The sequence below is a fragment of the Mesorhizobium montanum genome, from assembly GCF_033977145.1.
Lineage (GTDB): Bacteria > Pseudomonadota > Alphaproteobacteria > Rhizobiales > Rhizobiaceae > Mesorhizobium > Mesorhizobium montanum.
On the sequence record NZ_JAVIJF010000005.1, the window covers coordinates 292,065 to 306,463 of the forward strand.

The 14,399-nt window shown below is 63.9% G+C and carries 16 protein-coding genes; 9 read left to right on the forward strand and 7 right to left on the reverse strand.

Going from position 1 to position 14,399, the window contains the following annotated elements:
- Positions 1–47 precede the first annotated feature (47 nt).
- The 3 genes from cimA (at position 48) to RFM68_RS09310 (ending at position 3,592) form a co-directional block, all read left to right on the forward strand.
- Positions 48–1,664, forward strand: coding sequence for a citramalate synthase (gene cimA / locus RFM68_RS09300; protein WP_320232435.1), 1,617 nt, complete (start codon positions 48–50; stop codon positions 1,662–1,664).
- Between the two features lie 292 nt (positions 1,665–1,956).
- Positions 1,957–2,886 carry an EamA family transporter RarD gene (rarD, locus tag RFM68_RS09305; protein ID WP_320232436.1) on the forward strand — a complete coding sequence of 310 codons (930 nt, stop codon included), beginning with the start codon at positions 1,957–1,959 and terminating at the stop codon, positions 2,884–2,886.
- A gap of 19 nt (positions 2,887–2,905) precedes the next feature.
- Positions 2,906–3,592 carry a glutathione S-transferase family protein gene (locus RFM68_RS09310; RefSeq protein WP_320232437.1) on the forward strand — a complete coding sequence of 229 codons (687 nt, stop codon included), beginning with the start codon at positions 2,906–2,908 and terminating at the stop codon, positions 3,590–3,592.
- 3 nt (positions 3,593–3,595) lie between these two features.
- Here the strand turns inward: RFM68_RS09310 and RFM68_RS09315 are convergent, their stop codons facing one another.
- Together RFM68_RS09315 and RFM68_RS09320 are read right to left on the reverse strand one after the other, a co-directional pair.
- A complete protein-coding gene (locus tag RFM68_RS09315; protein ID WP_320232439.1) occupies positions 3,596–4,591 on the reverse strand; it encodes a transporter in 996 nt (331 codons plus the stop codon).
- Positions 4,592–4,721: 130 nt separating this feature from the next.
- Entirely contained in the window at positions 4,722–5,981 is a 1,260-nt protein-coding gene (locus RFM68_RS09320; RefSeq protein WP_320232440.1) for a sulfotransferase family protein, read from the reverse strand.
- A gap of 224 nt (positions 5,982–6,205) precedes the next feature.
- Here RFM68_RS09320 and RFM68_RS09325 point away from each other — a divergent pair, with 224 nt between their 5' ends.
- The 4 genes from RFM68_RS09325 to RFM68_RS09340 all read left to right on the forward strand — a co-directional run bounded on the left by RFM68_RS09325 (position 6,206) and on the right by RFM68_RS09340 (position 8,998).
- Positions 6,206–6,421 (forward strand): DUF680 domain-containing protein, encoded by a 216-nt coding sequence (locus RFM68_RS09325; RefSeq protein ID WP_320232441.1) that lies wholly within the window; start codon positions 6,206–6,208, stop codon positions 6,419–6,421.
- A 352-nt stretch (positions 6,422–6,773) separates the two neighbouring features.
- A complete protein-coding gene (locus RFM68_RS09330; RefSeq protein WP_320232443.1) occupies positions 6,774–7,745 on the forward strand; it encodes an MBL fold metallo-hydrolase in 972 nt (323 codons plus the stop codon).
- A gap of 50 nt (positions 7,746–7,795) precedes the next feature.
- Positions 7,796–8,257 (forward strand): tetratricopeptide repeat protein, encoded by a 462-nt coding sequence (locus RFM68_RS09335; RefSeq protein ID WP_430694833.1) that lies wholly within the window; start codon positions 7,796–7,798, stop codon positions 8,255–8,257.
- A gap of 240 nt (positions 8,258–8,497) precedes the next feature.
- On the forward strand, positions 8,498–8,998 hold the full coding sequence (locus RFM68_RS09340) for a DoxX family protein (RefSeq protein WP_320232444.1): 501 nt from the start codon (positions 8,498–8,500) through the stop codon (positions 8,996–8,998).
- Positions 8,999–9,026: 28 nt separating this feature from the next.
- Here RFM68_RS09340 and RFM68_RS09345 read toward each other — a convergent pair whose 3' ends face one another.
- The 3 genes from RFM68_RS09345 to RFM68_RS09355 all read right to left on the reverse strand — a co-directional run bounded on the left by RFM68_RS09345 (position 9,027) and on the right by RFM68_RS09355 (position 11,617).
- Positions 9,027–9,329: a putative quinol monooxygenase gene (locus tag RFM68_RS09345; protein WP_430694834.1), complete on the reverse strand. Its 303-nt coding sequence runs from the start codon at positions 9,327–9,329 to the stop codon at positions 9,027–9,029.
- Between the two features lie 128 nt (positions 9,330–9,457).
- Positions 9,458–10,240: a glucose 1-dehydrogenase gene (locus RFM68_RS09350; protein ID WP_320232446.1), complete on the reverse strand. Its 783-nt coding sequence runs from the start codon at positions 10,238–10,240 to the stop codon at positions 9,458–9,460.
- 336 nt (positions 10,241–10,576) lie between these two features.
- Entirely contained in the window at positions 10,577–11,617 is a 1,041-nt protein-coding gene (locus tag RFM68_RS09355) for an isopenicillin N synthase family dioxygenase (RefSeq protein ID WP_320232447.1), read from the reverse strand.
- 194 nt (positions 11,618–11,811) lie between these two features.
- On the opposite strand from RFM68_RS09355, the gene RFM68_RS09360 reads away from it, so the two are divergent.
- A complete protein-coding gene (locus tag RFM68_RS09360; RefSeq protein WP_320232448.1) occupies positions 11,812–11,994 on the forward strand; it encodes a hypothetical protein in 183 nt (60 codons plus the stop codon).
- 97 nt (positions 11,995–12,091) lie between these two features.
- Here the strand turns inward: RFM68_RS09360 and RFM68_RS09365 are convergent, their stop codons facing one another.
- Together RFM68_RS09365 and RFM68_RS09370 are read right to left on the reverse strand one after the other, a co-directional pair.
- Positions 12,092–12,862 (reverse strand): pyrroline-5-carboxylate reductase, encoded by a 771-nt coding sequence (locus RFM68_RS09365; protein ID WP_320232449.1) that lies wholly within the window; start codon positions 12,860–12,862, stop codon positions 12,092–12,094.
- Positions 12,863–13,000: 138 nt separating this feature from the next.
- Positions 13,001–13,291: a muconolactone Delta-isomerase family protein gene (locus RFM68_RS09370; RefSeq protein WP_320232450.1), complete on the reverse strand. Its 291-nt coding sequence runs from the start codon at positions 13,289–13,291 to the stop codon at positions 13,001–13,003.
- 106 nt (positions 13,292–13,397) lie between these two features.
- Between RFM68_RS09370 and RFM68_RS09375 the strand changes: the two genes are divergently transcribed.
- Entirely contained in the window at positions 13,398–14,288 is an 891-nt protein-coding gene (locus RFM68_RS09375; protein ID WP_320232451.1) for a LysR substrate-binding domain-containing protein, read from the forward strand.
- Positions 14,289–14,399 lie beyond the last annotated feature (111 nt).

Here is a 14,399-nt window from a genome sequence, read left to right on the forward strand (position 1 = left end):
GAGATGCCCGGCAGGGCAGAGGGGGGCGTTCACGCGCCTGCAGAACGATGACAAAGCAACGCCTCTTCCTCTTCGACACCACCCTTCGCGACGGCCAGCAGACGCCGGGCATCGACTTTTCGGTCGAGGACAAGATCGCGATCGCCAAGCTGCTGGACGAGTTCGGCATCGACTATGTCGAGGGCGGCTATCCCGGCGCCAACCCGACCGACACCGCGTTCTTCCAGAAGAAGCGGACGGAGAGCGCGAAATTCGTCGCCTTCGGCATGACCAAGCGGGCAGGGGTCTCTGCCTCCAACGACCCGGGGCTGGCGGCGCTGGTGCAGTCCAAATCCGATGCCATCTGCTTCGTCGCCAAGAGTTGGGACTACCATGTGCGCGTCGCGCTCGGATGCACCAATGAGGAGAACCTGGAATCGATCAAGGCCTCGGTCGAGGCGGCCGTCGCTTCGGCCAAGGAGGCGATGGTCGACTGCGAGCATTTCTTCGACGGCTTCAAGGCCAATCCGGACTATGCGCTGGCCTGCGCCAGGACCGCTTACGAGGCCGGCGCGCGCTGGGTGGTGCTGTGCGATACCAATGGCGGCACGCAGCCTTCGGAGGTGCGCGCCATCGTCGAGAAGGTTGTCGCCGGCGGCATCCCGGGCGATCATCTCGGCATCCATGCCCATGACGACACCGGCCAGGCGGTGGCCAATTCCCTCGCCGCGGTCGAGGCCGGCGTGCGCCAGATCCAGGGCACGCTGAACGGCATCGGCGAGCGCTGCGGCAACGCTAACCTCATCTCCATCATCCCGACGCTGGCATTGAAGCCGGCCTTCGCCGATCGCTTCGAGACAGGCATTTCAGCCGAAGATCTGACCGGCATCTCGCGGCTCTCCCGCGCCTTCGACGAGTTGCTCAACCGCGCGCCGGAAGCGCAGGCGCCCTATGTCGGCTCGTCCGCCTTCGCCACCAAGGCCGGCATCCATGCCTCGGCTTTAGCCAAGGAGCCTGCGACCTATGAGCATGTGCCGCCGGAAGCGGTGGGCAATCGCCGCCGCGTCATGGTCTCCGACCAGGGCGGCAAGGCCAATTTCCTCGCCGAGCTAAAACGGCGCGGCATCGACGTGCCCAAGGACAATCATCGGCTCGACGCGCTGATCGCCGTGGTCAAGGAGCGCGAGGCCGAAGGCTATGCCTATGAGGGCGCCGACGCCTCCTTTGAGTTGCTGGCGCGCAAGATGCTGCACGGCCTGCCGGAGTTCTTCAACGTCACCTCGTTCCGCTGCATGGTCGAGCGCCGCTTCGACGCCAACGGCCAGTTGAAGACTGTCTCGGAAGCGATCGTGAAAGTGCTAGTCGACGGCGAGGAGAAGATGTCGGTGGCCGAAGGCCACGGTCCGGTCAACGCGCTCGACATCGCGCTGCGCAAGGATCTCGGCAAATACCAGAGCGAGATCGTCGACCTCGAGCTTGCTGACTTCAAGGTGCGTATCCTCAATGGCGGCACCGAGGCCATCACCCGCGTCCTGATCGAATCGCATGATTCCACCGGCGCCCGCTGGTGGACGGTCGGCGTCTCGGAAAACATCATCGACGCTTCCTTCCAGGCGCTGATGGATTCGATCGTCTACAAGCTGATGAAGAACCGCGAGATGGCGGGGCTGGTGGCGGCGGAGTAAGGCTCCTTTCCTCGCCCCCGCAAAGCGGGGGAGAGGTGGCCCGGCGAAGCCGGGACGGAGCGGGGGGCGACCTCCGCGAAGCTCGCGTCCAAGAAGAACAAGGCTCGAAATGGAGTTCCTACTGCCGTCCGTGCTTTACGAAGACCCCTCTCCGTCCCGGCTTCGCCGGGCCACCTCTCCCCACTGCGTAGGGCGAGGAAACAGCGCCCCCTTGAACCATCACCAAAAGTCCATTGATCCATCAGAACTTTGCGATGGTCTTGGACGATCCGCTGGGCCATAGCGTTGGGCCATGGTCACCGCAACAGCCGATCTCGATCAGGACGCCAAGGCCCGCCGTGGTTTTCTTTTGGCGCTCGGCGCCTATTTCCTCTGGGGGCTGCTGCCCTTCTACATGAAGGCGGTTGCGCATCTGCCGCTTGCGGAGGTGATCGCCAACCGCGTCGTCTGGTCGGTGCCGATCGCGGCGGCCGTGCTCATCTGGGCCGGCCGCACCGCCGATTTCAAGGCGGCGATCCGCTCGCCGAAGAGCCTTGCCATGGCGGCGCTGACGGCGGTGCTTATCTCGATCAACTGGGGCATCTATGTCTGGGCAATCTCGGTCGACCGCACGGTGGAGACGGCGCTCGGCTATTACATCAATCCGCTGGTCAGCATCGTCGTCGGTGCTGTGCTGCTTGGCGAGCGGCTCGACCGGTTGCAGATCGCCGCGGTGGCGCTGGCCGCGATCGCGGTGACGGTGCTAACCGTCGATGCCGGCAAGCTGCCCTGGGTGTCGCTGGCGCTGGCCTTTTCCTTCGCCGCCTACGGCTTCTTCCGCAAGACGCTGCCGATCGGCCCGAGCCAGGGTTTTCTGCTCGAAGTGCTGCTGCTCTCGGTGCCGGCGCTCTGCTACATCGCCTACCTGATCGCCACCGGGCAGGACCATTTCGTCTCCAGCACCGGTTCCGACACGGCATTGCTGATCGGCTGCGGTCCGGTCACCGCGGTGCCGCTGCTGCTCTTTGCCTTCGGCGCCAGGCTTCTGCGTCTCTCCACCATCGGCATCATGCAATACATCGCACCGACCATGGTGTTCCTGATCGCCGTGCTGATCTTCGATGAGCCGTTCGGCACGATCGAAGCCATCGCCTTCGCGCTGATCTGGACGGCGCTTGCGATGTATTCGTGGTCGATGTTCAGGGGCCGCGAGGTCCGCCAGCCGGCACCCGCGGCAAGATAGATAGGGAAGGGGGTGCCTGATGTACGTTCTGCACATCGGCAACAAGAACTATTCCTCGTGGTCGCTGCGGCCATGGGTGTTGATGCGTACCCTCGATATTCCCTTCGAGGAGCGGCTGACGCCGTTTCCGACCGGACCGAGTTTCAGTCTCTACCGGCAATTCTCACCGAACGGCCGCGTGCCCTGCCTGGTCGATAATGGCTGGGCGGTCTGGGATTCGCTCTCGATCGTCGAATACCTTGCGGAACGCCATCAGGGCGTCTGGCCGGCGGACGCAAAAGCGCGCGCCTGGGCGCGGTCGGCCGCCACCGAGATGCATTCGAGCTTCACCGCGCTGCGCAATCTCTGCCCGATGAGCTGCGGCGTGCGGGTCGAGCCGCGGCCGATGTCTGAGGCGCTGAAGCACGACATCTTCCGCATGGCGGATTTGTGGAACGATGGCCTCGCCCGTTTCGGCGGGCCGTTCCTGGCCGGCGACCGCTTCACCGCAGTCGATGCCTTCTTCGCCCCGGTGGCGTTCAGGGCGCAATCCTACGGCCTGACTTTCGAAGGTGAAGCGGCTACCTATCCACAGCAATTGCTCGACCTGCCGCCCATGCGCGAATGGTACGCGGCCGGGCTTGCCGAGACGTGGCGCGAGCCCGACCACGAAGCGGAAGTCCGCGCCGCCGGCACCATCGTCGAGGATTTTCGCGCGGTGGCGTAGCGCTTACACCCGCCCGAGCCGCCGCACGATCATATAGATAATGCCGGCGATGACGACCGAGATCGCCGTCACCACCCAGAAGCCCAATGGCGTGCCGACCAGCGGCAATCCGCCGACATTCATTCCGAACAGGCCGGAGATGATGGTCATCGGCAGCAGCACCGCCGTCATGACGGAGAGGATATAGAGCAGCTGGTTCGACTGCTCGGTCAGCTTGGCCATCAGCTCGTCCTGCAAGAGGCGCGTGCGCGCCTGCAGTTGCTCGCCGTCGTGATGCAGCGTATGCGCCCGGTGCGAGAGCCTCGTCGCCATGTCATTGATGGGGTCCGGCAGTTCATTGCGATGCGAATGGTCGAGATGGCGGAAGAGGTTGGTGAGCGTCGCCATCTGCCGGTGGATCAGCACCAGCTGCCGGCGCGCGTCGACCAGCGCCTGGCGTTCATTGTGCCATGCATCGCACACGATGCGGTCCTCGATGCCGTCGAGCGTGTCGCCCATCTTGTCGAGCTCGGCCGCCATGCCGTCGAGCGACTGGCCCATCACCGCCTCGATCAGCTCGGACGGGGTGCGGAATTTGCGCGTGCCGCTTTCCACCAGCTTGCGGATCTTGTCGACCGATTCCAGCGGCTGCTTGCGGGCGCCGATCAGCATCCTATCGTTGAAGGCGAAGCGGAAATGGGTGAGCCCGCGCGCTTCCGCGAAATCGTGCCTGAGGTCGGGCAGATCGCCATAGAGGAAGTCGTCCTCGAAATCGATCTGGCAGCCATGGCTGGGCGACAGGAAGGCATCGCGCACCGGCGCCGGCAGGGCCTGCTCGGCGCCGATCTCCTGGCGGGCACGCATGTCGGTGATCTGGTAGCTGCGCCAACTCCAGTGCGCCTCGGCGGGATCCTTGGTGCGGGAACCATCGGTTTTGAAATAGTAGAGGAAGAAGAGCCCGTGCTCGTCCGGCAGATAAGGCGAGAGGTCGGTGCCTTCGTCGGGGACAGCGATGTTCATGGCAGCTTCGCCGGTCTCTGATGTGCAAACGGCTCGCGGGGCGGCCAAGGGTAACTTATCATGGAGGTTGCCGCCTGGTGTGACGGTTTGTTGACTGGGTTTCGGCGGCTGTCGCCGTCGATGCCCGCCCCTATCGTTTCCCGCGTTTGGCGAACGGGTTGCCCAGCCAGCGCAGCGGCGCGGTCAACCGCCAGCTGTGCGAGGCGAGCATCGCTTCGCACGCTTTTAGGAGGCCCTCTCGTTCCCGATGCAAAGCCTCCCTCTCACGCAAGAGCGCCTCTTTTTCCTGTAGCAGTGCCTCTCGTTCTCGAAATTGGGCTTCATTCTCGTGAAGCAGCCGGTCCCGGTCGCGAAGCATCTCGTTGCGATCCCGATGCAATTCGGCGACATGAGCATGCAACTGGTCGGCTTGAGTATGAAATTCGATCAGCCGGTTTTGGAGATCCTCGGCCGACCGCCTGGCCGCGGACCGTTCGGCGGCAAACATCCGACCCACAAGTGCGGCGGCGCTGTCCAATCGAAGTCGGATCCCGTCAAGTTGTTCGCGAAGGCCCGGGCTGTCGCCATCGCTCGCCATCGCGCGAAACATCTCATAGGCAGTGGCCACCATCGGCGGGGCGTCGTGGTGGTTGCGCAGGTCGTCGACGGTGTATCGTTGATGATGCAGCTCTTGCGACAGGAAGCTTTCCACTTCGCTCCTGGCCTGCTCCGGCCGGACGGGCCACGCAAGATCGATCGTCCTGCCGGCTCTCGTCAGCTGACTTTGCCAGTCGGCAAGGAAATCCTCGTGAAGCAGAAAACAGCGCGGCAAGTGCCGCGAGTGAAGCTCGGCCTCAAGCACGTGCCTCAGCCAGACCATCAGTGAACTGGCCACCGGAAAACCGTCGCGCCGCTCTATCGAATACGCGACTTCGAGGGGATTGCGGATTGGAAGCAGCGCGACCGTGTCGATCCGCATTTCGGCAAGGATCGATGACATCAATGGCAGGAAACGGCAGGTCCGCGGCTCCTTGATGAAGAACAGCGGCTCATCGCCGAACTCGCTTGCCAGGATCGCCTTGATCTCATGGCGATGCCCTTGAGCCGCCTCGGATGCCATCCAGCCCGGGTCGAGCGGCAGCCAGTCGTGCCAGCCGGAACCCGCCGCCGCGAGCAGATTGTTGGCCGCCGTGTTGAGCCGCAGGCTTTCCCAATATCCTGTCGGGTTGTGACGGTCCCCTGCCATGAGGCTGTGAGGGCCGGCGGCACCGAGGGCATTGACCATGCCGCCCAGGATGGAAGTGCCGCTGCGATGCATGCCCAGGATAAGGATCGCTTCTCGTTTCGAATGCGTCCTCACGACGGATGCGCGCGCAATGTGATCTGGCATTTCGTCCTGTCGCCGCTGCAAGCGTGGCCTCCGGTCGGTGTATCCGATAGCCAACCGGGCCGGCCATCGCAAACGGAAATCGCCGATCGGCGACCGCCAGATCGATTCCGGTGCGCTCTCCGGTTTTGAAGGCTCCGAAAAATTCTTCCGATCCTCGGGAATAAAGCCCGGGCCTTCCGGGTCTTGTTGTGTAGCGAGGCCATCCTCCCAAGCCGCGCATCAACCAACCCGGAAGGAATGCCGACATGAACAAGATTGTCTTCACCGCCGTCGCCATCCTCGTTGCCACCGGCGGCGCCTTCGCCGCCAGCGATCACTTCGCCGCGGCCGACCAGCAGGCCGCAGCCGTCGACACCACCACCACCGCTTCGATCGGGAAGCTGGACTTGGCCCGCAACGACGTGAAGCCGGCGGCGAGGATTACTGCGGATAAGCCCGGCCAAGGTATCTGGGGTCGCTGAGCAGGTGGGACCGATAGGTCCTCACCCAGGAGTCAGGACCAGAGGTCCTGATCCCCGTGGGACCGAAGGTCCTCACCCCAGGAGCTCGGCGCTCGAAGGCTGGGCTCCGGTAGGGAAGGCACGCCCTAGCCGTAGCCGAACCAGAGACGCTGATCTCTCCGGCACCGGTCGGTCTTCAGTCGGACCGGACGGCTCCGGTTCCGCAGCCGGCGGAGGGTCGTACCGGGCCCTCCGCCATTTCCCTGCATGTCGCCCAAAAGTGCGCAGCGGTTTTGGGACAACGACATGCGGCAAACCAATCGATTACCGCCTGAAACCTGAAGCAACTCATAGCCAATAGAGGAGATTTCTGATGTTCAACATGACACGCCGCATGGTGCTCGGATCCGCAGCCGCGGCTGCCGCCTTCGGCATCGCCGGCAAGCTCGAATTCGCGCCCGCGGCTTACGCCGAAACTCCGGTCGAGCCGCTGGTCGGCTTCTACAAGTACAAGGTCGGCTCGCTCGAGGTCACCGCCGTCTATGACGGCATCTGGCGCAAGCCCCACGACCCGGCCTTCATCAAGGACGTCTCGGTCGACGACACCAAGGCAGCGCTCGCCAAAGCGGGGCAGACCACTGAATTCATGCCGATCCCGCTCACCGTCGTCGTTGTCAAGATGAACGGCCGCACCATCATGATGGATGCCGGCTCAGGCGTCGGCCAGTGGCAGGCCAACGCCACGCATCTGCCGGCCAACATGAAGGCCGCCGGCATCGACTACAAGGCGATCGACACCATCATGATCTCGCATTTCCATCCGGACCACGTCTGGGGCCTGATGGAGAAGGGCACCAACGACCCGGTGTTCCCGAATGCAGAGCTGATCGTCAACGCCGCCGAATACAATTGGTGGACCGATCCGAGCCGGCTCGCCAAGCTGCCGGAGGGTCGCAAGCCCGCCGGCAAGCGCATCGCCGAAAACTTCCCGAAATGGAAGAACTGGAAGCTGGTCGACGACGGCACTGAAGTGGTGCCCGGCATCCGCCTCATGGCGGCGCCCGGCCACACGCCCGGCCATTCCGTCTACCATGTCGATGCCGGGACCGAGCAGTTCCTCGTCTCGGCCGACACCATGTACGTGCCGGCGCTGCTCGCCCCGCATCCGGAATGGCAGGGCGCTTATGACCAGGACGGACCGATGGCGATCACCACGCGCCACAAGATCATCGACCAGGTGATTGCCGACAATGTCCGCATCTGCGGCTCGCACTTCCCGTTCCCCGGCACCGGCAGCTTCGTCAAGGACGGCAACGCCTACGCCTTCACCCCAACCGAAATCTGATCGGAACAACCGACCTAATTGATATCCTGAATAAGAAAGCGACAACTCCCATGAAACACGCACTTCTCGCGATGCTGGGCGCCATAGCGGTCTTGACCGCGGCCCCGATCGCCATTGCCGTCCCGGCCTATGCCGTGGACGACATCGAAGGCGCCGACGCGCCGGACCTGACGGCCGTGAAGGCCAAGATCGAGGCCAAGGACTACAAGGGCGCGCTGGCCGACCTGCGCGACCTCGCGCAGGACACCCAGCAGGCGGACGTCTACAATCTGCTCGGCTTCACGCTGCGCAAGACCGGCGACTACCAGACCTCGCTGACCTACTACAGCAAGGCGCTGGAGCTGCAGCCCGATCATAAGGCCGCCCACGAATATCTGGGCGAGCTCTATGTCGAGACCGGCGACATGGCCAAGGCCAACGACCAGCTCACTTCGCTGCAAAAGCTCTGCCCGGCCGGCTGCGAGGAGCTTTCGGATCTCAAGCAGGCGATCGACACCAAGGTGACGAAGTAGCACGGCTTGTTTCCTCTCCCACAAAGTGGGGAGAGGTGGCCGCGAAGCGGCGGAGAGGGGGCATGGCGCTGACCTCGCCCTCATCAGTAGCGACTTTTTGGGCGCCACGGCGGTAGCGCCCGAAAACCGGAGCCGGCGTTCCTCTCCCTCGCGCCGGCTCCGACCTTTTCAACATCGAGCGCAAACGCGCGTCCATCCGGACGCGTGGCGCCTGCCTGTTTCCAAAGACTGGAGCCAACTATGACACCGACCGAACTCGCCGAGAAGCTGCACGCCAGGGACGTGGTCCTGCTTGCCGGCCGTCTGCTTCTGTCCCTGATCTTCGTGCATGAGGGCCTGGAACTGGCGACCCATTTCGAGGGTGCTCAAAAGGCGATGGCCGCGCTCGGCGTCGGCACGCCGCTGCTTGTCGCCACCATCGCGCTGCAGCTTGGCGCGGGCCTGTCGGTGGCATTAGGCATTCTGGCGCGGCTGGGCGCGATCGGGCTCGGCCTGTTCTGCCTGATGACGGCCAGCCTGTTCCACACCAACTTCGCCAGCCAGAACGAATTGCTGCATTTTGAGAAGGACCTTGCCATCGCCGGCGGCATGTTCATCCTGGCGCTCAGCGGCGCAGGAAGGTTGGCGGTGGATCGGGTGCTGATCGAGATGATGAAGGGCAGGGCGGGCTCGAAGTCGGAAACCGAAGCCGCGCCGAGCGAATCGCATCTGTCGGCGGCCGGAACCAGCCTGCCGGTCTGACATCCGGGTGCGGATCAGGGGTAGTGTCTCAGTTTGAAATTTGAGGTTTCGCCTTGAGCGAAATTGGATCCGTTTCGAGTAGGCGCAGCGACTTGACCATATCGGCGGTCCCGACCTTGTATTTGAGAAAGTGCGGCGTGGTCAGATGCGCTTCATATGCCACTTGGTCAGCATAACCTTCGATCACTCGTACCAAGTGGCTATTTTCTTTCACGGCAACCGCAAACAAAAACAGCACCCCTGGTTCTAATCGCACCGAGGCTTCGATCTCTGCTGAGAGCAATGCGTTGAAGGCGTCGATGCTGCCCGGGTCGATCTCTAGTTCGGCCATCCTTACGATCATTGTTCGATCCGCTTTTGGTAGGGGCTGCGCTTTCCCGGCCTGGGCGCAACGGAGTCCATCTTCTCGCAGAGGTCTTCCATCGACCAGAGAGTTTGCGACACGTCGAACTTCTTTTGTTAAAGGACGCTCGTAATCCCGCCATCCACCAGCAGCGTCTGTCCCGTCACGAAGCTTGCGGCATCCGAGGCCAGGAACACGGCGGCGCCGGCCAACTCCTCCACATCGCCCCAGCGCCGCATCGGCGTGCGGCCGGTGAGCCAGCTCGAGAATGTCTCGTCCGCGACCAGTGCCGCGTTCAGCTCCGTCCTGAAATAGCCGGGCGCAATCGCGTTGACGCGCACACCATGCTGGCCCCATTCGCCGGCCATCGACTTGGTCAGCATGGTGATCGCGCCCTTGCTCGCCGCGTAGGGCGCGATCGAGGGGCGGGCGAGCGCGCTCTGTACCGACGATACATTGATGATCACGCCCCTGTGGCGCGCGATCATGCCCTTCACTACAGCGCGGCTCACCTTGAAGACGCCGTCGAGATTGGTCGCCATCAGTTCGTCCCAGTCGGCGTCGCTGAAAGTTTCCAGCGGCGCGCGGCGCTGGATGCCGGCATTGTTGACCAGGATATCGATCGGCCCGGTGCCGGCTTCCGCCGCCGCGATTGCCCCGTCGACCGACCGCGTGTCGGTGACATCGATCACCGCTTCCGCCACCGTGTAGCCTTCGGCGCGCAATCTGTCGCCGGCAGCCATGAGTTCGTCGGACTTGCGGCCGCCGATAGTGACGCGCGCGCCTGCGGCGGCAAGCGCTTCGGCGAAGGCGAGGCCCAGACCGCGGCTGGCGCCGGTGACGAAGGCATGCCTGCCTTCGAGGCCGAAGAGTCGGCCGAGATAATCAGTCGAACGCAATTTGCACCTTCATCGATTGCGATTTGTCGGCGGGCGTGGCCGGCCTGCCCAGCAGCTTAGCAAACGCCCGGCCGCCTGTGCAGCCCGCCTCAGGCGGCGAGCCAGATGTCGGTCAAGTCAAGCTCGTAGGTTGGGTGTGCGTGACGATTCATCACCTGTTTGGCTGAGTAGACCTTCATTCAATGGGGCGGATGATCACGCCGGACTGCTGCAGGATCGTTTCCACGTCCTTCATCGCCGCCTTACGCTTCTCGCCACCGTCAGCACGCCGCCACGCTTCGGCTCGTCGGCCAGCGCGTCGGCCGGCGTGGCGAGGCCCCTGTTGTCTGGTTGCGTTCAGGCGGCCGTCGGCCGCCTTGGCTTCCGCAGATTCTTGACGCCGGCCATCTCGACGAAATTCGTCGCCGACTCCCACAGATAATCGCCATAGAGGAAGGGCGCGAAATCGCTGGCGCCCTTGATCGGCAGCGGCGCGATCTCGGCGTCGACGCGCGGTTCGTAGAAGAACGGGATCGAATAGCGCGCCGTCTTCGGCGCGATCACGCGGTGGCGCGTCGCCTGCACCACGCCGCCTGTCCAGCGTTCGAGCAACTGCCCGAAATTCACCGCCAGCGTGCCGTCGGCGGGCGGCACATCGATCCATTCGCCGGCATGGTTCCTGGCCTGCAAGCCTTCGACGCCGTCCTGCGCGAGCAGCGTCACGAAGCCGGAATCGGCGTGCTCGCGGCCGATGACGAGCCGCCGCTCACCCTTGTGCATGACCGAGTATTCCGGCGCCGACAGGTCGACCGGGCCGTCCTCGGTGCGCAGCGGATAGCGGATCAACCTGAGCGTCGAGATGCCGCCCTGGAAATGGCCATCGAAAGTGTCGTCCTCGAGCCCGAGGCTGCGCGCGATCGAGGCCATCAGCGCCGCGCCGACCTTTTCCATCGAGCGGTAGTAATGCGCGGCCGCCGCCTTCCATCCAGGCGCATCGCCCTCGGCGGGAAGCGGCGTGCGTTCGAGCAGCGGATCGTCCGTTGCGAGCCCGGCATCGGCATGCGCGATGTCCGGCCCCATGTCGATGCCCTCCTTGTAGGACACCGCGGTTGGCTGCAGCGGGAACCAGCCGCGATAATAATTCGACTTCGACGGGTCGAAATTCCAGCGCAGCAGCTTCTGCTTTTCCGCATCCGGCAGCTCGAAGATTTTCAGGAGCTCGCCGCGCCGCTCGCGCGTCAACAGGTCCGCGCCCGGAAAGCCGCGCGCGGTCATGAAGCCGATGCCGGCGGCGGCGGCGAAGATCTGGCGGTCGGCCTCGTCGCGGCCGGGCGAAGGCGGGCCGAACAGCGGCGCGATGTCGATTGCGGGGATGGTCCCGGTGGTGTCGTCGCTCATCTCGTGATCCTTGCGATGCTTGGGAACCGGCATGCCGCAATGGAATCCACCAAAAGAAAAGGATAGCAACCGCTATCCGCGATCTCCGCGACAGGCCCGCATACTTGTGCCGTTGTTTGAGGCAACGCTAATGCGAGGGCTTGGTTCGCATGCGGGAATCTGCTGCAATGGCTCGGTAGGCTATGGGGAGAGCGATGCTCAAATGGGGTGCGATACTTGGCACGATCGGCTTTCTCGGCGGCTTCGTCGGACCGGTCATCTTCACGCCTGAGGCAAACCAAGGTCCGCTGCTCGGCATCTTCATCACCGGCCCGCTTGGCTTCGTGCTCGGCCTGATCGTGGGCTTTGTCCTGCGGTTGCTGCCGCCGCGGCGCTAGTTGCCACCGGGCCTTGGTGCAAGGCCGCGTTCCCGTCTTTGCGAGCGGGAACTCACGCCGACCCTGTCGGTTGCTGTGAGTTCCACTACCTCTGCCGCTACTTGCCTATAATGCGCTGGTGCGCGCGCCCAAGGCTCTCGGCGAAGGCATCGAACGTTCCCCGCTCGGTCAGTTCGCGCAGAACCTGCTCGTTGATGCCGCCGCGCGTCGCATAGTCCCGCGAAAGATGTATGAAATCTTCGTCCGGCGCCGTATCCGGCGCGTTGGCCAGCGCCTTGTAGATGCTGGTGATGTACGCGCGGGTCTTATCACCAGCCACACCTTGGCTCCGCACCCAGCCATGGATCGTGTCGAGATATTTGAAATAGCTGGCATAGGTCGCGGTGACGACGGTGAGCGCGTCGAATTCGCTCTGATCCTCGACCTCGATCACACCGCCCAGCCTGCCGAAGAACGCCGCCACGGTCGGATCCGGCGGACAGATGATCGTCGCGCCCTGCAGGCGGGCGATCATCGGCATGGGCAGGGCCTTGCCGACATGTGCCGCTGGCGCCACGAGGCCGGCGATCTCCTCGCGCGAAACCATCGCGATCAGGCTGATGACGTGATGGTCCGGCCGAAACCGCAGTTCCCGCAGCACGTCGCGCGCGATCTGTGGCCGGACCGCCAGCATGACGGCGTCGCACTGGTCGAGCACGGACTGGTTGTCGGCGGCAACGCGCACATCCGCATAGCGCGCGGCAAGGTCGGCGGCGATCTCCTCGCTGCGCGGCGAGACCACCACCGGCGTCGTCTCGCCTGGCAGCGATTTCAGCCCGGTGACGATGGCCGAGCTCAGCGCGCCCGTGCCGACAAAGCCAAGTTTCATCGAAGTTTCGTTCCCTTGTTCGGATCGTCACCGACAATAACGACGGCTTCTTCTTCGGCAAGGGGAGCGGGTGGCCGCGATTACGGCCCCGAGGCGATGAGGCTGCCGCGCGGGACAACAGCCTCACTTGAAGTCCGCTCAGCGCTTCGGTCCAAAGCCGGGATAAGGGTTGAGCGGCACGATCGCCGCAATGTCCATCATGCCGGCGTCGATGAGCGGCAAGGTGGCGAGATGGCCGCGCACTTCCTTCTCGTCGGCCGCCTCGAACATCACACCGCTGCCGGGAATGTCGCCACGGTTCCAGATCTGGCGCACGGCGCCTTGCGCATAAAGCGTCTTGCGCTGCTCGGATTCGTTGGGAAGCAGCGGCGCGAAGTCGGCGTCACTGAACTTTTCGGTGTTGCGGGTGAGTAGGGCAAAGAACTGCATGGCGGTCTCCTGTCGTGGGTTGATGGCAGGAGATATCGCGCCGTCTGGTCAGACTGTCCAAGACTGATTAGGCTATGGTTCAGTCCTTCAGGGTCTTGACAAAAAAATGCTCGACCTGCGCCAGATAAGATATTTCGTCGCGGTCGCCGAGGCTGGCAATGTCGGCCGCGCCGCCGGGCAATTGCACATCTCGCAATCGCCCTTGAGCCGGCAGATCATCCAGCTCGAGGAGCAACTGGGCGTCGCCTTGTTCGAGCGCACCAAACAGCGCGTCCATCTCAATGCCGAGGGCAGGGCCTTCCTTTCCGAGGCTCGCGCATTGCTTGCCAACGCGGCGCGGCTGGAAGAGCTCGGCCGCAACCTCGCAAGCGGCGCCACCGGCAGCCTCGCTATCGGCTATGTCGAGGGTGCGGTGCATTCCGGACTGGTCGCGGACATGCTGCGCGATTTTCGCCGCGCGCGGCCGGATTTCCATCTGCAACTGCGCAGCCGCCGGACGGCCGCACAGTTCGAGGATTTGAGGCAGCGCGTTCTCGATCTCGGCTTCGTCTATTCCCCGGTGCCGGAAGGAGATCCCGATCTTGAAAGCATGCTGGTGCGGCGCGAGCCGTTGGTGCTGGCAGTCCCGGAGGGCGATCCGCTGGTCGACGTCGCCGACATTCAGCCGGCCCATCTCGACGGTCGCGCGTGGATCACGGTCGTGCGCCAGCCCGGCGACACCAACCGCGCGCAGTTCCTGGCAGCCTGCGTCGAATCCGGCTTCGTGCCCGACATCGCCTACGAGACGAACGACCCTTTGACCTCGCTCGGCCTGGTCAGCGCCGGCCTCGGTCTCGCCACGGTCCAGGAAAGCCTGCGAAGCGCGGCACGCCACGGCGTGATCTTCCGCGACCTGCCGTGGTTCAAGCGCAGCGTGTCGATCCATCTCGCCTGGCGACAAAATGACCGTCGGGCGGTGATTGGGGATTTGAGGAAGGCAGTAGGCAGTAGGCAGTAGGCAGTAGGCAGTAGGCAGTAGGCAGTAGGCAGTAGGCAGTAGGCAGTAGGCAGTAGGCAGTAGGCAGTAGGCAGTAGGCAGTAGGCAGTAGGCAGTAGGCAGTAGGCAGTA